This is a genomic window from Micromonospora sp. NPDC001898, from assembly GCF_042891255.1.
Taxonomy (GTDB): Bacteria; Actinomycetota; Actinomycetes; order Mycobacteriales; family Micromonosporaceae; genus Micromonospora.
In genome coordinates, this window is the sequence record NZ_JBIATC010000012.1 from 131,436 (window position 1) to 157,608 (window position 26,173).

At 73.7% G+C, this 26,173-nt stretch carries 26 protein-coding genes; 17 read left to right on the plus strand and 9 right to left on the minus strand.

Annotated features, from left to right (window positions below; genetic code table 11):
• Window positions 1–93 precede the first annotated feature (93 nt).
• The 12 genes from ACFYZF_RS22950 (at window position 94) to ACFYZF_RS23005 (ending at window position 11,784) form a co-directional block, all read left to right on the plus strand.
• Complete coding sequence (locus tag ACFYZF_RS22950) at window positions 94–855, plus strand: helix-turn-helix transcriptional regulator (protein ID WP_387023899.1); 762 nt, start codon at window positions 94–96, stop codon at window positions 853–855.
• Window positions 852–2,282 carry a Fe-S cluster assembly protein SufB gene (gene sufB, locus ACFYZF_RS22955; protein WP_387023901.1) on the plus strand — a complete coding sequence of 477 codons (1,431 nt, stop codon included), beginning with the start codon at window positions 852–854 and terminating at the stop codon, window positions 2,280–2,282. The genes ACFYZF_RS22950 and sufB overlap by 4 nt, the downstream gene beginning before the upstream one ends.
• 95 nt (window positions 2,283–2,377) lie before the next feature.
• Window positions 2,378–3,520, plus strand: a complete 1,143-nt coding sequence (gene sufD / locus ACFYZF_RS22960; RefSeq protein ID WP_387023903.1) for a Fe-S cluster assembly protein SufD — start codon at window positions 2,378–2,380, stop codon at window positions 3,518–3,520.
• A complete protein-coding gene (locus tag ACFYZF_RS22965; protein ID WP_387023905.1) occupies window positions 3,520–3,864 on the plus strand; it encodes a non-heme iron oxygenase ferredoxin subunit in 345 nt (114 codons plus the stop codon). Before sufD ends, ACFYZF_RS22965 begins: the two co-directional genes overlap by 1 nt.
• Window positions 3,864–4,637, plus strand: coding sequence for a Fe-S cluster assembly ATPase SufC (gene sufC / locus ACFYZF_RS22970; protein ID WP_387023907.1), 774 nt, complete (start codon window positions 3,864–3,866; stop codon window positions 4,635–4,637). The genes ACFYZF_RS22965 and sufC overlap by 1 nt, the downstream gene beginning before the upstream one ends.
• 20 nt (window positions 4,638–4,657) lie before the next feature.
• The gene (locus ACFYZF_RS22975) at window positions 4,658–5,962 is read left to right on the plus strand and encodes a cysteine desulfurase (RefSeq protein ID WP_387023909.1); all 1,305 of its coding nucleotides are present in this window, start codon (window positions 4,658–4,660) and stop codon (window positions 5,960–5,962) included.
• Window positions 5,962–6,435 (plus strand): Fe-S cluster assembly sulfur transfer protein SufU, encoded by a 474-nt coding sequence (gene sufU, locus ACFYZF_RS22980; RefSeq protein ID WP_387023911.1) that lies wholly within the window; start codon window positions 5,962–5,964, stop codon window positions 6,433–6,435. Before ACFYZF_RS22975 ends, sufU begins: the two co-directional genes overlap by 1 nt.
• 76 nt (window positions 6,436–6,511) lie before the next feature.
• Complete coding sequence (locus ACFYZF_RS22985) at window positions 6,512–6,967, plus strand: metal-sulfur cluster assembly factor (protein WP_387023913.1); 456 nt, start codon at window positions 6,512–6,514, stop codon at window positions 6,965–6,967.
• A gap of 675 nt (window positions 6,968–7,642) precedes the next feature.
• Window positions 7,643–8,269: a LysE family transporter gene (locus ACFYZF_RS22990; RefSeq protein ID WP_387023915.1), complete on the plus strand. Its 627-nt coding sequence runs from the start codon at window positions 7,643–7,645 to the stop codon at window positions 8,267–8,269.
• An 84-nt stretch (window positions 8,270–8,353) separates the two neighbouring features.
• Entirely contained in the window at window positions 8,354–9,013 is a 660-nt protein-coding gene (locus ACFYZF_RS22995; RefSeq protein WP_387023917.1) for an acVLRF1 family peptidyl-tRNA hydrolase, read from the plus strand.
• Window positions 9,014–9,071: 58 nt separating this feature from the next.
• Complete coding sequence (locus ACFYZF_RS23000; RefSeq protein ID WP_387023919.1) at window positions 9,072–10,397, plus strand: helix-turn-helix domain-containing protein; 1,326 nt, start codon at window positions 9,072–9,074, stop codon at window positions 10,395–10,397.
• 70 nt (window positions 10,398–10,467) lie between these two features.
• Complete coding sequence (locus ACFYZF_RS23005) at window positions 10,468–11,784, plus strand: helix-turn-helix domain-containing protein (protein ID WP_387023920.1); 1,317 nt, start codon at window positions 10,468–10,470, stop codon at window positions 11,782–11,784.
• 126 nt (window positions 11,785–11,910) lie between these two features.
• Here the strand turns inward: ACFYZF_RS23005 and ACFYZF_RS23010 are convergent, their stop codons facing one another.
• Both ACFYZF_RS23010 and ACFYZF_RS23015 read right to left on the minus strand, forming a co-directional pair.
• Window positions 11,911–12,759 carry a carbohydrate-binding protein gene (locus ACFYZF_RS23010; protein WP_387023922.1) on the minus strand — a complete coding sequence of 283 codons (849 nt, stop codon included), beginning with the start codon at window positions 12,757–12,759 and terminating at the stop codon, window positions 11,911–11,913.
• A gap of 78 nt (window positions 12,760–12,837) precedes the next feature.
• Window positions 12,838–13,797 (minus strand): AraC family transcriptional regulator, encoded by a 960-nt coding sequence (locus ACFYZF_RS23015; RefSeq protein WP_387023924.1) that lies wholly within the window; start codon window positions 13,795–13,797, stop codon window positions 12,838–12,840.
• Window positions 13,798–13,987: 190 nt separating this feature from the next.
• On the opposite strand from ACFYZF_RS23015, the gene ACFYZF_RS23020 reads away from it, so the two are divergent.
• Window positions 13,988–15,322: a carbohydrate-binding protein gene (locus tag ACFYZF_RS23020; protein WP_387023926.1), complete on the plus strand. Its 1,335-nt coding sequence runs from the start codon at window positions 13,988–13,990 to the stop codon at window positions 15,320–15,322.
• A gap of 76 nt (window positions 15,323–15,398) precedes the next feature.
• Here ACFYZF_RS23020 and ACFYZF_RS23025 read toward each other — a convergent pair whose 3' ends face one another.
• On the minus strand, window positions 15,399–16,319 hold the full coding sequence (locus ACFYZF_RS23025; RefSeq protein ID WP_387023983.1) for a neutral zinc metallopeptidase: 921 nt from the start codon (window positions 16,317–16,319) through the stop codon (window positions 15,399–15,401).
• 245 nt (window positions 16,320–16,564) lie between these two features.
• Between ACFYZF_RS23025 and ACFYZF_RS23030 the strand changes: the two genes are divergently transcribed.
• On the plus strand, window positions 16,565–18,169 hold the full coding sequence (locus ACFYZF_RS23030; RefSeq protein WP_350888137.1) for an ABC-F family ATP-binding cassette domain-containing protein: 1,605 nt from the start codon (window positions 16,565–16,567) through the stop codon (window positions 18,167–18,169).
• 143 nt (window positions 18,170–18,312) lie between these two features.
• Here ACFYZF_RS23030 and ACFYZF_RS23035 read toward each other — a convergent pair whose 3' ends face one another.
• Window positions 18,313–18,906, minus strand: coding sequence for a cadmium resistance transporter (locus ACFYZF_RS23035; RefSeq protein ID WP_387023929.1), 594 nt, complete (start codon window positions 18,904–18,906; stop codon window positions 18,313–18,315).
• 206 nt (window positions 18,907–19,112) lie between these two features.
• Between ACFYZF_RS23035 and ACFYZF_RS23040 the strand changes: the two genes are divergently transcribed.
• The 3 genes from ACFYZF_RS23040 (at window position 19,113) to ACFYZF_RS23050 (ending at window position 22,285) form a co-directional block, all read left to right on the plus strand.
• Window positions 19,113–19,340 (plus strand): helix-turn-helix domain-containing protein, encoded by a 228-nt coding sequence (locus ACFYZF_RS23040; protein ID WP_007462679.1) that lies wholly within the window; start codon window positions 19,113–19,115, stop codon window positions 19,338–19,340.
• A 46-nt stretch (window positions 19,341–19,386) separates the two neighbouring features.
• Window positions 19,387–20,154 carry an enoyl-CoA hydratase/isomerase family protein gene (locus ACFYZF_RS23045; RefSeq protein ID WP_387023931.1) on the plus strand — a complete coding sequence of 256 codons (768 nt, stop codon included), beginning with the start codon at window positions 19,387–19,389 and terminating at the stop codon, window positions 20,152–20,154.
• A gap of 151 nt (window positions 20,155–20,305) precedes the next feature.
• On the plus strand, window positions 20,306–22,285 hold the full coding sequence (locus ACFYZF_RS23050) for an ABC transporter ATP-binding protein (protein WP_387023933.1): 1,980 nt from the start codon (window positions 20,306–20,308) through the stop codon (window positions 22,283–22,285).
• Between the two features lie 23 nt (window positions 22,286–22,308).
• Here the strand turns inward: ACFYZF_RS23050 and mug are convergent, their stop codons facing one another.
• The 5 genes from mug to ACFYZF_RS23075 all read right to left on the minus strand — a co-directional run bounded on the left by mug (window position 22,309) and on the right by ACFYZF_RS23075 (window position 26,151).
• The gene (gene mug, locus ACFYZF_RS23055) at window positions 22,309–22,836 is read right to left on the minus strand and encodes a G/U mismatch-specific DNA glycosylase (protein WP_387023935.1); all 528 of its coding nucleotides are present in this window, start codon (window positions 22,834–22,836) and stop codon (window positions 22,309–22,311) included.
• 239 nt (window positions 22,837–23,075) lie between these two features.
• A complete protein-coding gene (locus ACFYZF_RS23060) occupies window positions 23,076–23,837 on the minus strand; it encodes an SDR family oxidoreductase (protein WP_387023937.1) in 762 nt (253 codons plus the stop codon).
• 33 nt (window positions 23,838–23,870) lie between these two features.
• Complete coding sequence (locus ACFYZF_RS23065; RefSeq protein ID WP_387023939.1) at window positions 23,871–24,353, minus strand: hypothetical protein; 483 nt, start codon at window positions 24,351–24,353, stop codon at window positions 23,871–23,873.
• Complete coding sequence (locus ACFYZF_RS23070; protein ID WP_387023941.1) at window positions 24,350–25,243, minus strand: DUF692 domain-containing protein; 894 nt, start codon at window positions 25,241–25,243, stop codon at window positions 24,350–24,352. The genes ACFYZF_RS23065 and ACFYZF_RS23070 overlap by 4 nt, the downstream gene beginning before the upstream one ends.
• Window positions 25,240–26,151, minus strand: coding sequence for a TIGR04222 domain-containing membrane protein (locus tag ACFYZF_RS23075; RefSeq protein ID WP_387023943.1), 912 nt, complete (start codon window positions 26,149–26,151; stop codon window positions 25,240–25,242). Before ACFYZF_RS23075 ends, ACFYZF_RS23070 begins: the two co-directional genes overlap by 4 nt.
• Window positions 26,152–26,173: the final 22 nt, after the last annotated feature.

Genomic DNA, 26,173 nt, shown 5'->3' on the forward strand with positions numbered 1-26,173 from the left:
AGTGGAGCCCGATCGGGTGACTCCGTCGCGCCGGTGGCTCGGATCACCGTCCCGGGTTTGCGGGCCTCCGGCGAATTACGTAACGTTGGCGTTGTGAAAAACGCGGCGGCGCTTTCCGGGCGACAGCCGGTGACCGGTCCGGTCGCCGGTGCGCCCGCGTCCGCCGTGTCCGACCTCTCCACCCGGGACCGGGTGACCCAGCTGCTGCTGGAGCGGGGGGCGACCACGGCCGCGCAGCTCGGCTCGGCGCTCGGGCTCAGCCCGGCGGCGATCCGCCGGCACCTCGACGCGATGCTCGTCGAGGGCGACGTGACCGCCCGCGAGCAGACCGTCCGGGGCAGCCGGGGGCGGGGCCGCCCGGCGAAGGTGTTCGTGCTGACGGACGCGGCCCGGGGTCGCTGCGGCACCCACCACTACGACAACATCGCCACCGCCGCGCTGCGCTGGATCGCCCGCAACAGCGGTTCCAAGGCGGTGGAGGCGTTCGCGGCCGACCAGGTCGCCGCCCTGGAGGACCGCTGCCGGGCCGCCATGGAGGACGCCGGCGACGATCCCCTTGCGCGGGCCGAGGCGCTCGCCGGAGCGCTGACCGCCGAGGGCTACGCCGCCAGCGCGTCCACGATCGCCTCCGGCGGCCAACTCTGTCAGCATCACTGCCCGGTGGCGCACGTGGCCGCCGAGTTCCCCCAGCTGTGCGAGGCCGAGACCACGGTGATCTCCCGCCTGGTCGGCACCCACGTGCAGCGTCTGGCCACCATCGCGCACGGCGACGGGGTGTGCACCACGCACATCCCCGCCCAGCCGGGGCGTGCCCAGTCCGGTAGAACCGTCACCACTGTGAGGACAGATAGATGACCGAGCAGATCGTCCAGCCCCTGACCCAGGAGGAGCAGCTCGCTGCCCTCGGTCGCTACGAGTATGGCTGGTCCGACTCCGACGTCGCCGGCGCCACCGCCCAGCGCGGCCTCAACGAGGCTGTGGTGCGGGACATCTCGGCGAAGAAGAGCGAGCCGGCCTGGATGCTCGACCTGCGCCTGAAGGGTCTGCGGCTGTTCGGCCGCAAGCCGATGCCGGCCTGGGGCGCCGATCTCACCGGGATCGACTTCGACAACATCAAGTACTTCGTCCGGTCCACGGAGAAGCAGGCCACCAGCTGGGAGGACCTGCCCGAGGACATCAAGAACACCTACGACCGGCTGGGCATCCCCGAGGCGGAGAAGCAGCGGCTGGTCGCCGGCGTCGCGGCGCAGTACGAGTCCGAGGTGGTCTACCACAAGATCCGCGAGGACCTTGAGGAGCAGGGCGTCCTGTTCCTGGACACCGACACCGCGCTCAAGGAGCACGAGGACGTCTTCAAGGAGTACTTCGGCACGGTGATCCCGGTCGGCGACAACAAGTTCGCCGCGCTGAACACCTCCGTGTGGTCCGGCGGCTCGTTCATCTACGTGCCGAAGGGCGTGCGCGTGGACATCCCGCTGCAGGCGTACTTCCGGATCAACACCGAGAACATGGGCCAGTTCGAGCGGACGCTGATCATCGTCGACGAGGGCGCGTACGTGCACTACGTCGAGGGCTGTACCGCGCCGCTGTACTCGTCCGACTCGCTGCACAGCGCGGTCGTGGAGATCATCGTCAAGAAGAACGCCCGGTGCCGCTACACGACCATCCAGAACTGGTCGAACAACGTCTACAACCTGGTCACCAAGCGGGCCGTGTGCCACGAGGGCGCGACCATGGAGTGGGTCGACGGCAACATCGGCTCCAAGGTCACCATGAAGTACCCGGCGGTCTACATGACCGGCGAGCACGCCAAGGGCGAGGTGCTCTCGGTGGCCATGGCCGGCGAGGGCCAGCACCAGGACGCCGGCGCCAAGATGGTGCACGCCGCGCCGCACACCTCCTCCACGATCATCTCCAAGTCGATCGCCCGGGGCGGCGGCCGTACCTCGTACCGGGGTCTGGTGCAGGTGCTGGAGGGCTCGCACCACAGCCGCAGCACGGTCAAGTGCGACGCGCTGCTGGTCGACACCATCTCCCGCTCGGACACCTACCCGTACGTCGACATCCGCGAGGACGACGTGTCGATGGGGCACGAGGCGACCGTCTCCAAGATCAGCGACGACCAGCTCTTCTACCTGATGAGCCGGGGCCTGAGCGAGGACGAGGCGATGGCGATGATCGTGCGCGGCTTCATCGAGCCGGTCGCCAAGGAGCTCCCGATGGAGTACGCCCTTGAGCTGAACCGCCTGATCGAGCTGCAGATGGAGGGCGCGGTCGGCTGACCCGGCGCGGCCCCGACCCGTTGCGTCGCGTCGCGTCCAGCCCAACCCGCCCTCCGGTTAATGACACCGTCGTCGAAGAACAGACCAAGGAAGAGATGACTATCCAGGCTTCCGCGCCGCCCAGCACCAAGTCGCAGGCGCTCCGCTCGTACGACGTCGCCGACTTCCCGGCCCTCACCGGCCTGGAGGAGGAGTGGCGTTTCACCCCGCTCAAGCGGCTGCGCGGGCTGGTCGGCGAGGCCCAGGCCTCGACCGGCGCGGTCCGGCACGAGTACGGCGACCTGCCCTCCGGCGTCGCCGTCTCCCGGATCGGCAAGGACGACCCACGGGTGGGCAGCGTGCTCACCCCGGTCGACCGGGTCAGCGCGCTGGCGTACGGCGGTGCCGGCGAGGCGCTGCTGGTGGAGGTCGCCCGCGACGCGGTGGTCGGCGAGCCGGTGGTGCTGCGGGTGGTCGGCGACGGCGCCGAGCACCTGGCGTTCGGGCACACCTTCGTCGACGTGGGCCGGTTCGCCGAGGTGACCCTGGTGCTGGAGCACGTCGGCTCGGCGACCCTCGCCGACAACGTCGAGGTGTCGGTGGCCGACGGGGCGAAGCTGACCCTGGTCACCGTGGCCGACTGGGCCGCCGACGCGGTGCAGGCCCAGCACCTGCGGGTGAAGCTCGGCCGGGACGCCAAGGTGGTGCACATCCAGGTCAGTCTCGGCGGCGACCTGGTCCGGCAGTACACCTCGGTGGAGTACACCGGGCGCGGCGGCGAGGCCGAGCTGTACGGCGTCTACTTCGCCGACGGCGGCCAGCACCTGGAACACCGCCAGCTCGTCGACCACAACGTGCCCGACTGCCGCAGCTACGTCGGCTACCGGGGCGCGTTGCAGGGCGCGGACGCGCACACGGTCTGGGTGGGCGACGTGCTGATCCGGGCCGAGGCGACCGGCACCGACACGTACGAGATCAACCGGAACCTGCTGCTCAGCGACGGTGCCCGAGCGGACTCCGTGCCGAACCTGGAGATCGAGACCGGCGAGATCGCCGGCGCCGGGCACGCCAGCGCGACCGGCCGCTTCGATGACGAGCAGCTGTTCTACCTGATGGCCCGGGGCATTCCGGAGGGCGAGGCCCGCCGCCTGGTGGTCCGCGGCTTCTTCGCCGAGATGATCAACAAGATCCCGGTCGAGGAGTTGCGCGAGCGGCTCGGTGACGCGATCGAGGCCCGGCTGGCCAGGACGGGCGCCTGATGATCCGGATCTGCGCCACCGAGGACGTGCCGAAGGGCACGGTGATCAGCGCCGACGTCGACGGCACGCAGGTCGCCCTCGTGCACGGCGAGGACGACCGGTTCTACGCCGTGCACGACGAGTGCTCGCACGCCGCGGTCGCCCTCTCCGAGGGCGAGGTCGAGGGCTGCACGCTGGAATGCTGGCTGCACGGCTCCCGTTTCGACCTGCGTACCGGTGAGCCGACCGGGCTGCCCGCCACCGAACCCATTCCCGTCTACGCCGTCGAGATCCGCGACGGTGACATCTACCTTCCCGTGGGCGCCGACGGCCGCCCGATGCCGAGTAATGGAGTGACCCGATAATGAGCACCCTGGAGATCCGCGACCTGAAGGTGTCGGTCAAGCTGCCCGAGGGTGAGCTCAAGCCGATCCTGGCCGGCGTCGACCTGACCGTGCGGTCGGGCGAGACCCACGCCATCATGGGCCCGAACGGCTCCGGCAAGTCCACCCTGGCGTACTCCATCGCCGGTCACCCGAAGTACGAGATCACCAGCGGCTCGGTGACCCTGGACGGCGAGGACGTGCTCGCCATGTCCGTCGACGAGCGGGCCCGCGCCGGGCTCTTCCTCGCCATGCAGTACCCGGTCGAGGTGCCCGGCGTCTCGGTGGCCAACTTCCTGCGTACCGCCAAGACCGCGATCGACGGCACGGCGCCGAAGCTGCGCACCTGGGGCGGCGAGCTGCGCGGGGCGATGGAACGCCTCCAGATGGACCCGGCGTTCGCCCAGCGCAACGTCAACGAGGGCTTCTCCGGTGGCGAGAAGAAGCGGCACGAGATCGTGCAGCTGGAGTTGCTCAAGCCGAAGATCGCGATCCTCGACGAGACCGACTCCGGCCTCGACGTGGACGCGCTGCGCGTGGTCAGCGAGGGCGTCAACCGGGTCCGCGACACCGGCGACACCGGCCTGCTGCTGATCACCCACTACACGCGCATCCTGCGCTACATCAAGCCGGACTTCGTGCACGTCTTCGTCGCCGGTCGGATCGTCGAGCAGGGCGGCCCGGAGCTGGCCGACAAGCTCGAGGCCGAGGGCTACGAGCGGTACGCCGCCGGGGCCGGCTCGGCGCGGGCCTGAGGAAAGGGCCGGTCACGCAGATGACCACCATCACGATCCCCGAGGGGATGCCGCAGTTTGACGACGTGCCGCGCTTCGACGTGGCGGCGGTGCGTGCGGACTTCCCGATTCTCGACCGGGAGGTCAACGGACACCCGCTGGTCTACCTCGACAGCGCGAACACCTCGCACAAGCCGCGCCAGGTGCTCGACGCGCTCGCCGAGCACTACGCACTGCACAACGCCAACGTGTCCCGCTCGGTGCACACGCTGGGCACCGAGGCGACCGAGGCGTACGACGGCGCGCGGGCGAAGATCGCCACGTTCGTCAACGCGCCGAGCGTGGACGAGGTGGTGTTCACCAAGAACTCCACCGAGGCGATCAACATCGTGGCGTACGCGTTCTCCAACGCCTCGCCGCGGCCCGACGCCGACCCACGCTTCCGGCTCGGCCCCGGCGACGAGATCGTGATCTCCGAGATGGAGCACCACTCGAACATCGTCCCGTGGCAGTTGCTGGCCGAGCGCACCGGCGCGACCCTGCGCTGGTTCCCGGTCACCGACCAGGGTCGACTGGACGAGTCGGGGCTGGACGACCTGGTCACCGAGCGGACGAAGATCGTCTCGCTGGTGCACATGTCGAACGTCCTCGGCACCGTCAACGCCACCGCCCGGATCACCGCGCGGGTGCGCGAGGTGGGGGCGCTGCTGCTGCTCGACTGCTCGCAGTCGGTGCCGCACCAGCCGATCGACGTGGTCGACCTCGACGCCGATTTCATCGTCTTCACCGGGCACAAGATGTGCGGGCCCACCGGCATCGGCGTGCTCTGGGGCCGGGGCGAGCTGCTCGCGGCGATGCCCCCGGTGTTCGGCGGCGGCTCGATGATCGAGACGGTCACCATGGCCCGGTCGACGTTCGCCGCCCCGCCGGCCCGGTTCGAGGCGGGCACCCCGCCGATCGCCGAGGCCGTGGCGCTCGGCGCGGCGGTGGACTACCTCACCGGGATCGGTATGCGGGCGATCCAGTGGCACGAGAAGGAGCTGACGGCGTACGCGTTGGACGCCTTCGCCACTGTGCCCGACCTGCGGATCTTTGGGCCGACCGTGCCGGTTGGCCGGGGTGGGACGATCTCGTTCGCCCTCGGCGACATCCACCCGCACGACGTGGGCCAGGTGCTCGACTCGCTCGGCGTGCAGGTGCGCGTCGGCCACCACTGCGCCAAGCCGCTGTGCACCCGGTTCGGCGTGCCGGCCATGACGCGGGCCTCGTTCTACCTGTACACCACCACCGAGGAGATCGACGCCCTGGTGGGCGGTCTGGAGCAGGTGCGGAAGGTGTTCGACTGATGCAGCTCGACCAGCTCTACCAGGAGATCATCCTGGACCACTACAAGCACCCGCACGGCCGTGGCCTGCGCGACGCCGAGGACCCGGCCGACCATGTCGCCGAGGCGCACCACGTCAACCCGACCTGCGGCGACGAGGTGACCGTCCGGGTCGCCACCGACGGCGACGTGCTGCACGACATCTCGTACGACGGCATGGGCTGCTCGATCAGCCAGGCGTCGGCGAGCGTGCTGCACGAACTGCTGCGCGGTCGGGGCGCGGGTGAGGCGTTCACGGTGCATGAGGCGTTCGTCGAGTTGATGTCCGGCCGTGGCCAGGTCACGCCGGACGAGGACGTGCTCGGTGACGGGGTGGCGTTCGCGGGTGTCGCGCGCTACCCCGCCCGGGTCAAGTGCGCGCTGCTGCCGTGGATGGCGTTCAAGGACGCCGCGGCACGCGCCGGGGTGGGCGCGAGCCCGGAGGTGAAGGCATGAGCGAGCGTCAGCGAGCGAATCATCGGCACAGTACCGGCACAGCTCACGCCGGTGCCGAGCGAAACGAGGGGACGGCATGAGCAGCGAGGAAACTGCCACCACGCCGGGCGCCGGCGCCGTGGCGACCGACGGTGCGGCTCCGGCCACCGAGGGCACGGCCACGTCGACGGCCAACGGTGCGGCGGCCAACGGCAAGGCCGCCAACGGCAAGGCCGCCGTCGCCGACGTCGAGGAGGCGATGAAGGACGTCGTCGACCCGGAGCTGGGCATCAACGTGGTCGACCTCGGCCTGCTGTACGGCGTCCACGTCGACGACGACAACGTCGCCACCCTGGACATGACGCTGACGTCGGCGGCCTGCCCGCTGACCGACGTGATCGAGGATCAGACCCGGCAGGCGCTGACCACCGGCCCCGGCGGGGGACTGGTCGACGACATCCGGATCAACTGGGTCTGGCTGCCCCCGTGGGGCCCCGACAAGATCACGGACGAGGGGCGCGACCAGCTACGCTCCCTCGGCTTCAACGTCTGAAAGTCGGCCCGCACCACGCATCGCGCCGCGAGCGCTCCCCGCCCAGGGGAACGCTCGCGGCGTTTTCTTCGTCCGGCCCGCCTGCTCCGCGTAGCCGCCCGACGTCCCCACCCACTTGCCGCCCGACCGGGTTCCAGGTCTGCCGCCCGCCTGGTCTGCCGCCCGCCTGGTCTGCCGCCCGCCTGGTCTGCCGCCTGCCCCGCCGACAGACCCGCTGGCTCCTGACATGTCGGGGCGCAGATCGCGCCCTCCACGGCCGCCCTCCACGGCCGCCCTCCACGGCCGCCGCCCTGCGGGCGACACCTGCTAAAGCCACCTTTGCTCTGCTGCCCCCCGCGCAACGCTCGCGGAGCGTGACGCTCCCTGCCGTCCGCCCGTGCTGACCTGCGATGTGAATCGGCTGCTCAGTGCCGGTGTTGCGCTGACGGCAGCAGAGCAAAGGGGCGGGTCCATGTCGGTGCCCCGAGGCAGCGGGCCGACGCAGCGTGACCATGCGCATGGATGGTGCCGCCAGAGGCGCTGGTAGCCAGGAAATCGCTCGCGAGCCGAAGGGGCCAGGGCCGATGATGAGTCCATGATCGAGGCGTACCCGAAGCAGGCCCCTGTCCGCGCGGCCGACACCGCGCCCCGACAGCGGACCGCGTCCGGTGGCGTCTCGACCCGCCGCACCTCGTCATGACGGCGGCGTTCCTCGCCGGCCTGGTGGCCGGCTACGGCGTCGCCGTGCCCGTCGGCGCGATCGCCGTGCTGATCCTGGGGCTCAGCGCACGGACGTCGTTCCGGGTCGGTGCCGCCGCCGCGTTCGGCGTGGCGACCGCCGATGGTCTCTACGCCGCCGTCGCCGTGCTCGGTGGGGTGGCGGTCGCCGATCTGGTGACTCCGATCGCCGGGCCGCTGCGGCTGGTGGCGGCAGCCGTGCTGTTCGCCCTCGCCGGGCACACCGCGTGGCGGGCGCTGCGCCCGCGCCCCCCGTCCGCCGGTGCGGGCGGCGGACGGGGCCTCGGCACCCCCGGGCGGGCCTTCGCCGGGGTGCTGACGCTGACCCTGCTCAACCCGGCGACGGTGGTCTACTTCGTGGCACTCGTGCTCGGGCACGGCGAGGCGGTCGGCCCGGACCGCCCATCCGCCGCCCTCTTCGTGGCCGGAGCGTTCCTCGCCTCGGCGAGCTGGCAGTTGCTGATCGCCGGCGGCGGAACCCTGGTCGGTCGGGCGCTGACCGGGCCCCGGGGCAGGCTGGTGACCGCCCTGGTCTCCAGCACGATCATCGGGACGCTCGCGGTCGTCATGCTGCTCGCGCGCTGACCGGGGCCGCTCGGCCGATCGGGTACCTCGATCGGAACCGGATGCCGCTCCCGGCGCGATCCAATGGTGCCGTACGGTCGGGCGGTGACCAGTCGACCCGCAGCAGGGGGCGGCCGGTGGGTCGAGGTCGACCCGGCCCGTGTCGCCCGCTGGGCCGAGGGCTTCGCCGACCGGCACGGCCCGCCGACCGCCAGCCCCCAGGAGTACGGCCTGCTGCTCGCCGCCCCGGACGGGGCGACCGCCGAGCTGCACGCCCCGCCGGGCGTACCCCCGACCCCCGACGTTGCCGGGTTCGTGGCCGCCGTCGTCGCGCCGCGCCGGATCGGGCTGCTGCTCGCCCGTAAGGGCGCGGTGGCGGTCGGGATCGCCGAGGGGGGCGACATCGTGGTGTCCAAGGTCGACACCCGGTACGTGCAGGGGCGCACCGCTGCGGGCGGCTGGTCCCAGCAGCGCTTTGCCCGCCGCCGGGACAACCAGGCGAAGGCGGCGCTGGGCGACGCGGTCGAGCTGGCCGTCCGGCTGCTGCTGCCCGAGGCCGCCACGCTCACCGCCCTGGTCGGCGGGGGCGATCGGCGGGCGGTGGACACCGTGCTGGCGGACCGGCGGCTGGCCCCGCTGGCCGCGCTGCGCGCCGACCGGCTGCTCGACGTGCCGGAGCCCAGGCACGCGGTGCTGGTCTCCGCGGTGGACGCGGCCCGCGCCGTGCGGGTCCTGGTCCGGGATCCCGAACCGGCCGCCCCCTGACCGATCGACGCGCGTGTACGGGCCACTAGGCTGGCGGCAGCACGCGAAGGGGGTCGGCATGGAGGCGACGGACGGCGTCTCCGGTGGCGCCGGCCCGGGCGGGGAACGTCTCGGCGACCGGATCCGCCGCCTGCGCACCGCCCGGGGGCTGACCCAGCAGCAGGTCGCCGCGCCCCGGTACACCCGGGCGTTCCTCGGCGCGATCGAGTCCGGCACCCGTACCCCCAGCCCGGAGGCGCTGGCTCACGTCGCGGACCGGCTCGGGCTACCGGTCGACGACCTGCGCTACGGGCGGCCGGCAGACGCGGCGGCCCGGCTGGCCGGGGAGCTGGCGGCGGCCCGGCGGGCGCTGTCGGCCGGGGACCTCGACGCCGCAGACGGCGCGCTCGCCGACATCGGTCGCCGGGCTGACGACTACCACCTGCCTGAGGTGGGCGACTGGGCGCGGTACTACGCGGCGGAGGCGGACCTGCACCGGGGCCGGGCCCCGGCCGCCGCGGCGGGCTACGCGCGGCTGGCGGCGCAGCCGCCGGCGGACTGTTCCGCGCTGCGCGCGGCGGTGCTCGCCCGGCAGTCCTACTGCCTGCTCGTCGACGGGGACGCCCCCCGCGCGGTGGCCGTGCTGGAGGAGGGGCTGCGGGAGCTGCGGGCGTCGACGCCGGTGGACCCCGACGCCGAGCTGCGGCTGACCAACGCGTTGATGTACACGTTCCTGGAACTGAACTGGCGGCACCGGGCCCGCCGGCTGGAACGGGACGTGCTGCCGCTGCTGAGCCGGGCCACCCGGGGAGAGTGGGTGGCCCAGTTCTACGCCGTCGCGGGCCAGCTCCGGCGCGACGGCGAGCTGGACGAGGCCGACCGCTACCTGCGTGAGGCGGCCCGCCGCTACGCCGAACTGGGACTCACCCGGGAGATCGCGCTGTGCCACTGGGCCCGGGGGTACGTGCTGCGCCGGGCCGGGCGGCCCGGCGAGGCCGGTCCGGAGCTGCGCCTGGCCCGGGAGATGCTCGGCGCGGTCGGTGCCGTGCTCGACCACGCGGGGGCGACCCTGGAGCTGGCCGAGTCCCGCCGCCGGGAGGGCGCACTGGACGAGGCGGAGGAACTGGCCGGGGAGGCCGCCCGGACGGCGGCCGAGTGCCGGCACCAGGAGCTGATGGCGGAGGCCGACCTCGTGCTCGGCCTGGTGCGCGCGGGCCGGGGCGCCGGCGAGGATTCCCGCCGGTTGCTGTCCCGGGCGGCCGACCGGTACGAGCAGGCCGGGCTGATGGGGGAGGTCGTCGTCGCCTGCCGGCACCTCGGCGAGTCGCTGCTCGCCGAGGGGGACCGCCCGGGGGCGGCCGAGGTACTGCGCCGGGGCCTGCGCGCGGCGGAGCGACTGACGTGAGCGCCCCACGCCTGGCGGAAGGCGGCGGAGCGACTGACGTGAGCGGCCGGCGCGCGGCGGGGCGGTGGTGGTGACGCAGCGGCGGGATCAGGTGGGTGCCCGCCTCCAGCGGCTGCGCGCCGCGCGGGGGCTCACCCAGCGAGCCCTGGCCGAGCCGCGCTACACCGCGGCCTACGTCTCCGCGGTGGAGGGCGGCCGGCGCATCCCTTCGGCAGACGCCGTCGCCCACTTCGCCGAGCGGCTCGGAGTCACCCCGGTTGACCTGACCACCGGCCGCTCCCCGGCCGAGGTGGTGTGTCTACACCTGCGGCTGGTCGAGGCCGACTGCGCCGGGCCGGCCGATCCCGCCGGGGCGGGCGCGGGCTACCGGGAGGTGATCTCGGCCGCCGCGTCGCTGGACGCCCCGGTCCTGGTCGCCCGGGCCCGGCTCGGCCTTGCCGGCCTCGCCCTGCGGCGGGGGGACGCCGGTGAGGCGGCGGCGCAGCTCGAACGGGCCGAGGAGTTGCTGGCGGAGGCGGCGCCGCACGTCCGCGCCGAGGCGACCGCCGTCCGCGCGGTGCTGGTGGGTCGCGGTGGCGACCTTCGGTACGCGACGTACGTGCTGGCGTCGGCCCGGGACGGGCTGGTGCGGGACGGTTATCCGGATCCCGCTGTGCTGCTGACCCTGCACGCGGAGCTCGCGGTCTGCCACCTCCAGCTCGACGACGAGCCGGCTGCGGCGGAGGCTGCGGCGGAGGCCCTGGCCCTGACGGTGCTGGCCGAGCCGGCCCGGGTGGCCGGGCTGCACCTGACGGTGGCGGGCAGCCTGCTGGCGGAGGGCCGCACGGCGGAGGCTGCCACGGCGGTGGAACAGGCCCGGCAGGCCGCCCGGCAGGCCACGCTGGACGTGCAGTTGGCGTCGTGCCACCGGGCCCGTGGGCGCGGCCGGTGGGCCGCCGGGGACGTCCCGGGCGCGCTGGCGGATCTCACCACCGCGTACGACGCGCTGCGCGCCGCCGGCCAGCCAGGGCTGGCCGGGGAGGCCGCGGTCGAGTTGGCCGAGGCGTACCGGGCGCTCGGGCGGCCGGCGACGGCGGACGCGCTGGTGGGGGAGGTGCTGGACCGGGACGGCGAGGGTCCCGGCGCCGCCCGGGCGGCGCGGGTGCGCGGACTGCTCCGCGCGGACGCCGGCGACCGGCCCGGGGCGGAGCGTTACCTGCGGGCGGCGGCCGAGGGGTTCCGCGCCGCCGGCCGGCGGCGCGAGCTGGCGGGCACCGTGCTGGCGCTGGCCGATCACCTCGCCTCCGCCGGCCGGCCCGCCGAGGCGTTGGACCTGATGCGTGAGGGGTTGCGCGCGGTGGAGCGGCTCGGCGAGCGCCCGCCCTCGGCGGTGCGCCCGGCCACCTGACGCCCACCAGCCGTCCCTCGGTCGCCCTCCTGCCGTGCGGGGCGGGCCGCCCGGCAGGCACCGCCCCGGCACGGCAGCCTGGTCGGCTGCAGGGCACCGCCCCGCCCCGGCAGCCTGGTCAGCCGCTCAGTCGCGGGCCCAGAGCGCCGGGGTGTTCGGCGGTTCCCAGCCAGCCTGGGCGGTGTGTGCCTGGAGGCAGCGGTAGCCGGCGCCGCCGAACGTCACCCGGTCGCCGGCCCGGTACGTGGTCCCCGTCGCCCAGGTACCCGACGGCGGCGGGGTGCCGGTGGGGGTGGCGGTGGGGGAGGGGGAGGGGTTCTGCGCCACGTTGAGCACGAAGTCGAAGGTGGCCTCCCGGCCGCCGTCCACCGCGCGCACGGTCATCAGCAGGGCCGGGTCGAACAGCGAGTCGGTGCTGTTGCGGGGCTCGCCGGGGAAGTAGAGCTGGGTGGTGAGCACCGGTCGACCTGGGGCCTGGACCTTGACGTGGATGTGCCGGGTCCGGCCGGGGTAGAGGCCCGGCACGATCGTGGTCAGCCGGTACGCGCCGGAGGCGTCGGTGAACTGGTGCCCGCGAAACCGGTAGCCGGCGTTGTCGTAGCCGCCGTTGGCGTCGGCCTGCCAGAAGTCGAGCAGCACGTTGGGGATCGCCTGGCAGCCCAGGCCGAAGACGTAACCGCTGACGGTCAGCCGGGTGCCGACCGTGCCGGCCTCGATCAGGGAGGTACGGCGCGGCGAGTTGGGCTTGAAGTAGGGGCCCTCCATCTGCGCCGGCGTCGGGTCGTCGCCGTCGTCGCACATCGGGGTGGGCGTGAGCGCCGGCCCGGCGGGGCTGCCGCCCGTCGCCAGCGCCCGCGCCGCGCCGCCGAGGAGCAGCGGGGCAGGCAGGGTGAGGGCCACGGCCCTCAGCACGGTCTTGCGGGTGACACCGGTGGTGTCGCGGGGCTCGTCCGCGCCGGTGGATGCGCCGGTCATGGCAGCTCCTTGTCGCTCGGTGGTGACCTTCCGAGCCGACCCGGTCGGGCCGGCCGCTGCCACCGACCCTAGGGAGGCCTATCCGTCCGCGTCGATGTAATCGATGCCCGGGTCGTGGTGTTTTCCACCGTGCCGGCGGAAGCCGCCGGGGGTGTCGCCGACCTCACGGCGGAAGAACCGGCAGAAGTAGGCGGCGTCGGCGAAGCCCAGCCGGGCGGCGATCCGGGCCACGGTGAGGTCGGTCTGGACCAGCAGCCGCTTCGCCTCCAGCACCCGGGCCTGGCGGATGAGCTGGGCCGGGGTGGCGCCGGTGGCCCGGGGGACCGCCTCGTTGAGGTGCCGCACCGAGACGCCGAGGCGGCGCGCGTAGGCATGGGTCGGTTCGCCGAGCAGGGCCGGCTCGGCGAGCAGCTCGTCGAAGCGGCGGGCCACCGCTGCGGCCCGGCCCGCGTGCGCCGGGCCGTCGCCGCAAGGATGAACCGCCGGTCCGGCCGGCGTCGAGCGGCCCACCTCGACGACGAGGATGTGCAGGTACGCCCGTAGCACGCTGCGGCAGCCCGGCTCGGCCCGGCGTCGCTCCCCGGCCATCCGTTCCAGCACCGACCGGATCCGGACCGCGTGTGCGGCGTCGCGCGGGTGCCACGAGCGGTGGCCCGAGCGGTGCAGCGCGTCCCGGTCGCCCGGGTCGGCCAGCAGGAACTCGGGGGTGCACAGCACGACGTCCCCCCGCAGGTCGTCCGCGTCGCGCCAGTGGTGCACCTGGCCGGGGGTGACGAGGAAGAGCTGGGGCGGCCGGACGGCGTACGCGACGAGGTCGACGACGTGGGTGGCGTGCCCGTGGGTCACGTACACCAGCTCGTAGAAGGTGTGCCGGTGCGGGAAGTCGGCGCGCGACAGCGGCCCGAGCTCGGCGAAGGAGCCGACGGCGAGCGGGAGTTCGTCGGACGCGGGGACGTCCAGCTCGTGGCGGGGCAGAGCCGGTGGCGGGCCGGGGTCTGCCCGGCGGCGGGCCGGGGCGGGGTGGGGCGAGGTGGACAACGGCCACTCCAGGCGGTCATGGCAGCCGGATGCGGCCGATCGGGGTGCGTATTGACGCATCCGGATACCTCACTTACCGTACTGGCAACAGAGTTAACAACAAAAGTTGGCTCGCCGGTAGCGCGGCGGGCGGGCGGTCAACCGCGCCCACCGCCCACCCGCTCCCTCCCCCGTCCCCGAGGAGATCCCCATGCGCCGACGACCCGCCACCATGGCCGTCGCCCTTCTGGGTGCCGCCGCCACGGTGCTCACCTTCACCCTGACCGCGCAGGCCGACCCCGGTGCCGGTCCGGCCGCCGGCGGCCCGGCCGGCGTGACGGCCCCCGCCGGCATCGCGCCGGATATGTTCGCCGCACTCCAGCGGGACCTGCGGCTGACCCCGACGCAGGCCCGAGCCCGGCTCGACACCGATGCCCGGGCCGGCCGGGTCCAGCAGGTGCTGACGGCCACCCTCGGCAGTCGTTACGGGGGTGCCTGGGTGACGCCCGACGGCGCCGCCGTGACCGTCGGAATCACCACCGCCGCCGACGCGGCGACGGTGCGTGGCCTCGGCGCGGTCCCGGTGCGGGTGCGCCACGGCGAGCAGGCCCTGGCGGCGGTGGTGGACCGGCTGGACCGGCGGGCCGGCGACGTGCCCGACGGGGTGGTCGGCTGGTACGCCGACCTGCCCACGAACAGCGTCGTGGTGCTGGCCCGCCCCGGCGGCGGCGCCGAGGCCGAGGCGTTCGCCGCCGGCGCGCCGGCCGGCACGGTCCGGGTCCAGGCCACCACGGAGGACCCCCGGCCGTACGCCGACGTGATCGGCGGCAACGCGTACTACATCGGCAGCAGCCGCTGCTCGATCGGCTTCTCCGTGCAGGGCGGGTTCGTCACCGCCGGGCACTGCGGTAGCACGGGTGCCCGGACCTCCCAGCCGGGCGGCACGTTCCGGGGCTCCACCTTCCCCGGCCGGGACTACGCCTGGGTGCAGGTGGACGCCGGCAACACCCCGCGCGGGCTGGTGAACAACTACACCGGCGGCACGGTCGCCGTGGCCGGCAGCACCGAGGCCGCCGTCGGCGCGGCGGTCTGCCGGTCCGGGTCCACCACCGGCTGGCGCTGCGGCACCATCCAGCAGAAGAACGCCTCCGTCACCTACCCCGAGGGCACCGTCTCCGGGTTGACCCGCAGCAACGCCTGCGCCGAGCCGGGTGACTCCGGCGGCTCCTGGCTGGCCGGCAGCCAGGCCCAGGGGGTCACCTCCGGCGGCTCGGGCAACTGCACCAGCGGCGGGACCATGTACTTCCAGCCGGTGAACCCGATCCTGGCCGCGTACGGGCTGAGCCTGATCACCTCCGGTGGCCCGACGCCGACGCCCACCGCGACCGGCACCCCGCCGGGCGACACGACCTGGCAGGCGGGCACCTCGTACGCCGCCGGGGCGACGGTGGTCTACGCCGGCCAGTCGTACCGGTGCCTGCAGGGGCACACGGCCCAGGTGGGCTGGGATCCGCCGAACGTCCCCGCCCTGTGGCAGCAGATCTGAGTCCTCTCGCAGGACGGGACGGGCCCGGTCGCCGTGGTGGCGACCGGGCCCGTCCCGCGTGTGCCGGGGCGGCGGGTCAGAGGCTGCCGCCGAAGGTGTCGCAGGACTTCGGGTCGCCGGTGTCGTACCCCTTGGTGAACCACTGCCTGCGCTGCTCGGACGTGCCGTGGGTGAACTCGTCCGGGTTCACCGGGCGGCCCGAGCGCTGCTGGATGGCGTCGTCGCCGATCTTCTCGGCGGTGTCGATGGCCTCCTGGATGTCCTGCTCGGTGATGCTTTTGAAGATCTTCTGGCCCTTCTCGTCGGCGGTGCCGGTGGCGTTCTTGGCCCACGCGCCGGCGTAGCAGTCGGCCTGGAGTTCCAGCTTCACCGACAGCGCGTTGGCGTTGTTCGGGTCGCGCTGCTGCTGGCGGCGCATCTGTGCCTCGGTGCCGAGCAGGTCCTGCACGTGGTGGCCGTACTCGTGGGCCAGCACGTACGGCTGGGCGAACTCGCCCTTCGCGCCGAGCTGGTCGGCGAGCTGCTGATAGAAGGTCAGGTCGATGTAGACCAGGTCGTCGGCGGGGCAGTAGAACGGCCCGACGCCGGAGTCGGCCTGGCCGCAGCCGGTGTTGACGCCCTGGCTGAAGAAGACGGTCTTCGAGGCCTTGTACTGCTCGCCGAAGGCCTCCGGCAGCGCGGTGCGCCAGTACGCCTGGATCGAGTTGACGTACAGGTTGTTGCGGCAGTCGAGCTGCTTCAGCGCGTCGTCGGCCGAGCACTTCTGCTCCAGCTGGGTGTTGTCGCCCTGACTGGCGCCGCCGTCGCCCCCGGTCATCGCGTTCAGGCCGAAGCCGCCGCCGACCAGGGCGACCAGCACCGCGACGATGATGCCGACGATGCCGCCGCGCCCACCGCCGATCGGGATGGGGATGCCACCCAGGCCGCCGCCTCCTCCGGACCCCCGCCGATCGTCCACCTGACTGGTGTCGACCCGCGCGTTCTCGTTCAGCTCCATGTTGACCCCGATCACCGATTCATCACGTTTGGCGGTTGCGGTACCGGACCGGGTCCGGACGGCGTTTCTGGTACCCGATGATCTTGATCGGTAACCGTGGCGCCGTCCTCGGGGACGCCCGGTACAATTGCGGCGTGCTGCTCTGCGAAGGCTGAACCGCCCCGCGCCGACGGGAACCACCGACCCGCCGGCGCTTTCGCGTGCCCTGAGTCAGCCCTTCCAGAATTCGAGAGCGAGCCCCTTACATGATCACTGCCACCGGCCTGGAGCTGCGCGCCGGCGCCCGGATCCTGCTGTCCGACACCACCCTGCGGGTGCAGCCGGGCGACCGCATCGGCCTGGTCGGCCGCAACGGTGCCGGCAAGACCACCACCCTGAAGGTGCTCGCGGGGGAGGGGCAGCCGTACGCCGGGCAGATCGATCGGCGCAGCGCCGTCGGCTACCTCCCGCAGGACCCACGCACCGGTGACCTTGAGGTCACCGGCCGGGACCGGGTGCTCTCCGCCCGGGGCCTGGACGTGTTGATGGCCCAGATGCAGGAGGTCGAGGCCAGGCTCGCCGACAGCGTCGAAGACAAGCTGGTCCGCCGCTACGGCGCCCTGGAGGACCAGTTCGCCGCCCTCGGCGGGTACGCGGCCGAGGCCGAGGCCGCCCGGATCTGCGCCAACCTCGGCCTGCCCGACCGGGCCCTCGCCCAGACCATCGGCACCCTCTCCGGCGGTCAGCGCCGCCGCATCGAGCTGGCCCGGATCCTGTTCCGCGACGCCGGGGAGAACGGTGGCGGCATCCTGCTGCTCGACGAACCGACCAACCACCTCGACGCCGACTCGATCACCTGGCTGCGCGGCTTCCTCGCCAACCACAAGGGTGGGCTGATCGTGATCTCCCACGACGGCGCGTTGCTGGAGTCGGTGGTCAACAAGGTCTGGTTCCTCGACGCCACGCGTTCCGTGGTCGACGTCTACAACCTGGGCTGGAAGGCGTACCTGGAGGCGCGGGAGACCGACGAGCGGCGCCGCCGCCGGGAGCGGGCCAACGCCGAGAAGAAGGCCGGCGCGTTGATGGCCCAGGCAGACAAGATGCGGGCCAAGGCCACCAAGACCGTCGCCGCGCAGAACATGGCACGCCGGGCCGAGAAGCTGATCTCCGGGTTGGAGGAGGTCCGGGTCTCCGACAGGGTGGCCAAGGTCCGCTTCCCGAACCCCGCGTCGTGCGGCAAGACGCCGCTCACCGCGTCCGGGCTGTCCAAGTCGTACGGCTCGCTGGAGATCTTCACCGACGTCAACGTGGCGGTTGACCGGGGCTCCCGGGTGGCCATCCTCGGCCTGAACGGCGCCGGCAAGACCACCCTGCTGCGGATGCTCGGGGGCCTGCTCAAGCCGGACACCGGCGAGGTGCACGCCGGGCATGGGCTGCGGCTGGGCTACTACGCCCAGGAGCACGAGACCCTGGACGTGAACCGGACGGTGCTGGAGAACATGCGCGCCGCCGCCATCGAGCAGACCGACACCGAGCTGCGGAAGATCCTCGGCGCGTTCCTGTTCTCCGGCGAGGACGTGGACAAGCCGGCCGGGGTGCTCTCCGGTGGGGAGAAGACCCGGCTGGCCCTGTCCACCCTCGTCTGCTCCGGCGCCAACGTGCTGCTGCTCGACGAGCCGACGAACAACCTCGACCCGGTCAGCCGGGAGCAGGTGCTCGACGCCATCGCCAACTACCCGGGCGCCATCGTGCTGGTCACCCACGACCCCGGCGCGGTGCTGGCGCTCAAGCCGGACCGGGCGATCCTGCTCCCCGACGGCGACGAGGACGCGTGGAGCGACGACCTGCTCGAACTGGTCGAGCTGGCCTGAGCCGCCCGCCGCGTCGATCGTGGAGCAGTGCCGGGCGGAAAGCGACTTTACGCACCTTTCGCGAAGCGCCGTACTCCATGATCTCCCGGCGGGGCGGGGCGGGGCGGCGCGGGGTCAGGCGGTCGGGCGGGGTCCAGGCGGGGTCAGGTGGTCAGGTGGGTCAGCACGCCGGAGCTGACCAGGATCACCACGCCGATGGCGACGAAGACGGCCGGGACCAGCCAGTGGCCGGCCCGGCCGACCAGCCGGACCACCGCTGGGTGGCCGCCGAGGCCGGCGGCGACCGCGCACCACAGCCCGACCAGCGCGACGAACACCATCAGCCAGACCAGTCCGTCGACCGGGTCGAGGGCGCGGAACACCGGCACGTACACGGCGATGTTGTCGGCGCCGTTGGCGATCGTCACCCCGGTCACGCCCAGCAGCCCGCCGACCACGGCCGGCGGCTCGGCGTCGTCGCGCCGGGCCAGCAGGGCCCGCACGCCGAGCGCGATCGGCAGCAGGCCGAGCAGGCCGGTCCACGGGTCGGGCACCACGAGCAGCCCGGCGGCGACCACTCCGGCGGCGGCGACCAGCGCGCCGATGCCCAGGTACTGGCCGCCGACGATGTGCCACGGTAGGGGCCGCCCGGTGCTCCGGGCTGCCACGAAGAGCACGGTCAGCACGATGACGTCGTCGACGTTGGTGGCGGCGAACACCAGCGCCGCGGCGGCCGCGGTCGCGATCAGGTCGGTCACGCCAGGCAGGGTACGGCCGCCGCGCCCGCCCCGGCCGCCGCCCGCATGGGCACAGTCAGCCGCCCGCAACCGTCACCCTATCGGTTAACCGACACTGCATAGCGTGTCGGTTGGCGAATAGTTGATATCTGGCGCATGATCGTTCGAGGCGGTCTAATAGGTGGGACCGTATCCGAACCGCACAGTCTGGGACGTGAGGAATCAGCATGGCAGCCACTGGCACAGCCACCAGCACTGAGAAGGGTCGCCGGATCGTCGGAGCCGAGCGTCAGACGCTCGCCAAGGACCTGGTAAAGCGGTACACCTCGGGGGAGAGCATCCGCGCGCTCGCGGCCTCCACCGGGCGTTCCTACGGGTTCATCCACCGGGTGCTCACCGAGTCCGGTGTCCAGCTGCGTCAGCGCGGCGGTGCCCGGCGTCGCAAGAAGGCGTGACCCGCCCACCGACGTCGTCCACCAGCGCCGTCCCCCGGGCCGCCCGGTGACCCCCGGCGCGGCCGGGGTACGACTCGACTGCGACGGGCCGGTCGCGACGGTCACGTTGTGCCGGCCCGACGTGCTCAACGCCCAAACCCCGGCGATGTGGCGCGCGATGAGCGACTTCTCCCGCGACCTGCCCGGTGACGTGCGGGTCGTCGTCGTGCGCGGCGAGGGGCGGGCGTTCTCCGCCGGTCTCGACCTGTCGGTGGCCGGTGCCGCCGGCCCAGGCTCCTTCGCCGAGCTGGCCACCCTGCCCGAGCAGGAGTGCGCCGACCGGATCGCGGAGTTCCAGGGCGGCTTCACCTGGCTTCATCGGCCAGACGTGATCTCGGTGGCGGCCGTGCAGGGGCACGCCATCGGCGCGGGGTTCCAGCTCGCGCTCGCCTGCGACCTGCGGGTGCTGGCCGCTGACGCCAAGGTCTCCATGGCCGAGGTGACCCTGGGCCTCGTCCCCGACCTGGCCGGCACCAAACGGCTGGTCGAGCTGGTCGGCTACGCCCGCGCCCTGGAGATCTGCGCCACCGGCCGGCGGATGGACGCCGCCGAGGCCGACCGGCTCGGGTTGGCCACCCTGGTGGTGCCGAACGCCGAGCTGGATGCCGCTGTGCGTGACCTCACCGCCGGTCTGCTCGCCAACGACCGGAACGCCGTGGTGGAGATCAAGGCGTTGCTCGCCGGCGCCGCCGGCCGGTCCCACGTTGAGCAGCAGCGGGCCGAGCGGGAGGCCCAGACCCGCCGCCTCCGAGACCTGGCCGGCCGCGGCGAATAGCCGCGCCGGGCAGGCCGAGACGGTCTGGCCGGGCGGGCCCGGACAGTAAGGACTGCCCGGGAAGAATCGGGTTACGGCCAAGGTTGTCGTAGGCGTCGGGAGAATCGACCCTGACGGCACGAGTCCGCCCACGACCCGGAGGTGACGCGCGATGTCTGACGGCGGCATGGGCGGCTGGAACATGATCCGGTCGATGCGCAACCGGGACGAGGTCTCCGCCCACCGGCTCAAGCGCGGCACCGCCCGGCGGATCGTCGAGTTCGCCCGGCCCTACCGGCGGGACATGGTCGTCTTCCTGGTCACGGTGGTGATCGCCGCGGTGATCGGCGTCGCCACCCCGGTGCTCGCCGGTGACGTGATCAACGCGATCAGCCGCAGCGGCCCGGACGCCGGGTCGACCGTGGTCCGGCTGGCCCTGATCATCGCCGCCCTGGCGGTCGCCGACGCGCTCTTCTCGCTGGCCCAGCGGTGGTACTCGGCCCGGATCGGCGAGGGAATCATCCTCGACCTGCGGACCCGGGTCTACGACCACGTCCAGCGGATGCCGCTGCAGTTCTTCACCCGCACCCAGACCGGCGCGTTGGTCAGTCGGCTCAACAACGACGTGATGGGGGCGCAGCGGGCGTTCACCTCCACCCTCTCCGGGGTGGTCAGCAACGTCATCCAGCTGGTGCTCACCGCCGTGGTGATGCTGACCCTCTCCTGGCAGATCACCGTGCTGTCGCTGATCCTGCTGCCGATCTTCATCATCCCGGCCCGCCGGGTCGGCCGACGGCTGGCCGACATCACCCGCGAGTCGTACGACCTCAACGCCAAGATGAGCGCCACGATGACCGAGCGGTTCGGGGTGGCCGGGGCGCTCCTGGTCAAGCTGTTCGGCTCGCCCGACGCGGAGGCGCGCCGGTTCGCCGGCCGGGCCGAGCGGGTCCGCGACATCGGCATCCAGTCAGCCATGTACTCCCGGACGTTCTTCGTGGCGATGCTGCTGGTCGCCTCGCTGGCCCAGGCGCTCACCTACGGCCTCGGCGGCTGGCTCGCGGTCACCGGCAGTGTCAGCGCCGGCACGGTGGTGACACTGGCGCTGCTGCTCACCCGCCTCTACGGCCCGCTGACCGCGCTGTCCAACGTCCGGGTGGACGTGATGAGCGCGCTGGTCTCCTTCGACCGGGTCTTCGAGGTGCTCGACCTGCGCCCCGGCATCGAGGAGAAGCCGGACGCCGTCGCCGTGTCGCGCGGCAACGGCCGGGTCGAGTTCCACGACGTCCGGTTCCGCTACCCGAGCGCCGCCGAGGTGTCGCTGGCCTCCCTCGAGGAGGTCACCACGCTGGACCGCACCGTCAACGAGCCGGTGCTCAAGGGCGTCTCGTTCGCCGTGGAGCCGGGCCAGATGGTGGCCCTGGTCGGCCCGTCCGGTGCCGGCAAGTCCACCCTGTCCATGCTGATCTCCCGGATCTACGACGTCAGCGACGGCCGGGTGCTGGTCGGTGGGGTCGACGTCCGGGACGCCACGCTCGCCTCGCTGCGCGACGAGATCGGCGTGGTAACCCAGGACTCCCACCTCTTCCACGAGACGATCGCCGAGAACCTGCGTTACGCCAAACCAGACGCCACCGACGACGAGATCTGGGCGGCCCTCGCGGGGGCGCAGGTCGCCGACCTGGTCCGGTCGTTGCCCGACGGGCTGGCAACCACCGTCGGCGAGCGGGGGTACCGCTTCTCCGGCGGCGAGAAGCAGCGCATCGCGATCGCCCGGTTGCTGCTCAAGGCCCCGTCGATCGTGATCCTCGACGAGGCGACCGCGCACCTGGACTCGGAGAGCGAGGCGGCGGTGCAGCGGGCCCTGTCGGTGGCGCTGACCGGGCGTACCGCGTTGGTGATCGCGCACCGGTTCTCCACCGTCCGGGACGCCGACCAGATCCTGGTCCTCGACGAGGGCCGGATCATCGAGCGGGGCCGGCACGAGGAACTGGTCGCCGTCGGTGGGCTCTACGCCGAGCTGTACCGCACCCAGTTCGCGTTGGCCGAGTCGCCCGCGCCGTACGTCGACGCGACCGGGCGGGAGACCGTGATCACCATGCCGATGGCCAACTACGTCGCCGACGAGGCGATGCCCCCGGCCACCGCCAACTGACCGGCCCGTTCTGCCGGCCGGGGTCAGGCCGGGCCGCCGGTCGAGGCGCGTAGCTCGCCGAAGGCCACGCCCAGGGTCTCCGCCGTGAAGTGGGCATTCAGCCCGCTCGGGTTGGGCAGCACCCACAGCCGGGCGTCGCCGAGCAGTTCCGGCTGCGGCCCGAAGGCCGCCTTCGGCCGACCGAACCCGATCCGGTACGCGGTCACCCCGACCACCGCCACCCAGGCAGGCCGGTGCCGCCGCACCTTGTCGGCCAGGATCTCCGCCCCGTCGACCAGTTCGGTGGCGGTCAGCTCGTCGGCCCGGGCGCTGGCCCGGGCCACCATGTTGGTGATGCCCAGCCCGTACCCGGGCAGCGCGTCCTGCTCGCTCGGGTGCAGCTGCCGGGGTGTGAAGCCGCCCCGGTGCAGGGCCGGCCAGAACCGATTGCCGGGCCGGGCGAAGTGCCAGCCGGTCGCCGCCGACCAGAGCCCGGGGTTGATCCCGACGAAGAGCACGGTCAGCCCCGGCGCGATGACATCGGGGATGATCCGGTCCGCTGCGGCGGCCAACTCCTCCCGCGTCGGCCGCCAGCCCCGGTCCGCCCCGCCGGACCTGGCCGGGGCCGCTCCGGTCGGCTTCGTTCCGGCGAGCTTCGCTCCGGCTGGGGCAGATCCGCTCGGCTTCGTTCCGGTCGGCGGAGATCCGGCCGGCGTCGGTTCGGTCGGGGCAGATCCGCTCGGCGTCGTTCCAGCCGGTGCCGGAACGGTCGGCGTCGGCTCCCGGCTGGGCCCGGGCGCGCGGGCGGGCATCAGAGGCCGCGCAGCGCGCCGCCGTCGACCGGGAGGGTGATCCCGGTCAGGTAGCCGGCGGCGGGGGAGAGGACGAACGCGGCGACCCGGCCGAACTCCGCCGGCTCGCCGATGCGGCGCAGTGGGATGCCGGCCTCGGCCTCGGCCCGGGCCCGCCCCTCGTCCCCGGAGGCTGCGAGCAGCTCCCGGTTCCGGTCGGTCATGATCCGTCCCGGGAGCAGGCCGACGACCCGCACGCCCCGGGGGCCGTACTCGTCGGCCATGTCCTTGGCCACCCCGGCGAGTCCCGGCCGCAGCCCGTTGGAGATGCCCAGCCCGGCCAGTGGGCCGCGCGCCGAGCTGGACAGGACCAGCGCGATCGCGCCGCCGTCGGACAGCCCGGCGGCGACCGTCCGGGCGGTGCGGACGGTGCCGAGGAAGACGGTCTCGAAGGACTCGCGCCACTGCGCGTCGGTCGCCCCGGCCGCGGTGCCCGTGGGTGGGCCCCCGACCGACACCAGCGCGCCGTCGAGCCGGCCGAAGTGTTCCCGGGCAGCGGCGACCAGCCGCTCGGGGGCGGCCGGGTCGGCCAGGTCGGCGGCCAGGCCGATGGCCCGCTCCGGGCCGCCGAGCCGCTGCACCGCCTCGGCCACCCGCTCGGGGGCCCGGGCGGAGACGACCACCCGCGCCCCGTCGGCGACGAGACACTCGGCGGTGGCGAAGCCCAGCCCGCGCGAGGCGCCGGTCAGCACGTACACCCGGTCGGTGAGTCCCAGATCCATGGGACCGATCCTGCCGTACGTCGCGGGAGTCGGTCAGCGACGGGCCGGGCGCAGCAGGCGTACCCGGCCGGCGAGCTGCACCGCGACGGCGCCGCCGGTGCGGGCCACGGACGGCAGCCGGCGGCGGCGCGGCGCCCCCGCGCCGTCGTAACGGCTGGCCGCTTCCCGGGCGGCCAGTTCCTCGGCGCCCAGCGGCGGCAACTGGCCCCGTTCGCGCAGCTCCCGGGCCAGGTCCCAGCCGTCGCGCAGCGAGCCGTTGGTGGGCCGGCCGGCGGCCCATCCGGCGAACGTCGCCGGCCAGGCCGCGCCGAGGCCGGCGGCGAGCAGCGGCCAGTGCCGGGCCACGTCGCCGGCCCGCTTGCGCAGCAGGGCCCGGCGGGCGGCGTCGACCGGCCCCGGGGCGAACCCGGGTGGCAGCGGCCCGCCCGCGACCAGGGTCGCCACCAGCTCGGCCTGCCGGGCGGCCAGGGTGCCGGGCCGGTGGGTCGCGGCGGGGTGCCCCCGGTCGTCGCTCACGTCACCACCGGGTACCCGGACGCGGCGGCGATCGCGTCCAGCTCGGCGCGCAGCTCCGGCGCGGGCGGCCAGTGGCCGTCGCGCTCCAGCAGCAGCGCCGGTGGGCGGTGCCGGGCGCACAGCGCGCCGACCAGGTCGAGCACGACCGGTGGCACCGGGTCGGTGTGCGTGTCGTGGTAGAAGCCGCCCTGCTCTGCGCCGCCGGCGACGTGCACGTACGCGACCCGGTCCAGCGGCAGCCGGTCCAGCAGGGCGAGCGGGTCCGTGCCCCGGTTGCGGGCGTTGGCGTGCACGTTCGCGATGTCCAGCAGCAGCGTCGCGCCGGTGGCGTCCAGGATCTCGGTGAGGAAGTCCGCCTCGTCCAGCTCGTCGTCCGGCCAGTCGAACAGCGCCGCGATCGGCTCCAGCGCCAGCGGCACCGGCAGCTCGGCCTGCGCCCGGCGGACGTTTGCCACCACCGCGGCGACGGCCTCCCGGCTGCGCGGCAGCGGAAGCAGGTGACCGGCCTCCAGCCCGCCGGCCCGGACGAAGGCGATGTGCTCGCTGACCAACGGCGCCCCGACCAGTTCGGCGACCCGCGCCAGGTGGGCGACCCGGGCCGGGTCGACCGGCTCCGCGCCGCCGAGGGAGAGCCGCACACCGTGCGGTACGACGGTGACGCCGCGCTCGACCAGTTCGGCGAGCCCGGCCGGCGGCGGCCCCTGCGGGGCGATGGCCTCCGCCACCACCTCGACGAACCGCAGCCCCGGCAGCTCGGCGACGAAGCCGGCGATCTCCGGCCGCCAACCGATGCCGACCCCGGCGGGACCCGGGCCGGCCCCGGCCGCCCCGCCCGCGTCCCGGCCCGCCCGGGCACCCGGGTCGGTCGTGGCGGTTCCCGGGCCGGTCATCCGCCGCACCCGCCTCCACAACCGCCCCCGCCCCCGCAGGAGCTGCCGCCGCTGCACGAGCTCCCCCCGCCGCCGCACGAGGTGCCGCCGCTGGAGGCACCACCGGAGGAGAGCGCCTGCCGCTGGATCTCGGCCTGCTCGGCGAAGCCCGGGTCCATCGCCCAGAGCGAGGCGGTGCCGAACAGGGCGACGCCCAGCGCCGCGCCGGCCGCTCCGTAGGTGGCGTAGGCCGGGGCGGACGCGGGGGCGAGGTGCAGGTTGCGCCGGCGCAGCTCGCGTAGGGCCACGTCGGCGGCCCGGGTCCGCCAGGGCACCCGGGCGATCAGCGCGGCGGCGACGGCCAGCGGGATCAGGACGAGGATCAGGAAGCCGACCGGGTGGTCGTTGGCCAGCCCGGCGACGACCCGGGCAACGCCGAGCAGCACGAGCGAGAGCAGCAGGAACGACCCGCGCCGGGCGGAGAGCCGCTCCGCCTGCGTCAGCGCCAGGCCCTGCCGCTGCAGGCCGTCACGCAGTTGTTCGAGCGCCCGCAGCACCGACCTGTCGCGGCCCAGTTCGCTGGCGTACAGGTGGCGGCTGGCGGCGTGGTGGATCGCCCTGTCCAGCGGGGTGGAACCGGCCGGCAGTTGGCCGCCGACCGCCAGCCGCCGGTTGGGTTGGACGCCGACGATCCCGGCGCCGCGCAGGCCGCCGAGCGAGGCCCAGATCGCGAGCTGGTTGCCGCCGTTGAGGAAGGCCGCCCGTTGGGGATCGAGCTGGCTGACGTCGGCGGCCGGGGGCCCGGCGAGGACCCGGCGTCGGTGCACGATCGAGCCGACGACGACCACGAGGGCCGCCAGCAGGTAGACCCGGAGGAAGGTGGGGCCGGAGATGCCCCAGGTGTCGCCGGACGCCGCGATGACGGTCATGCTGCTCTCCTGTCGCGCGAGG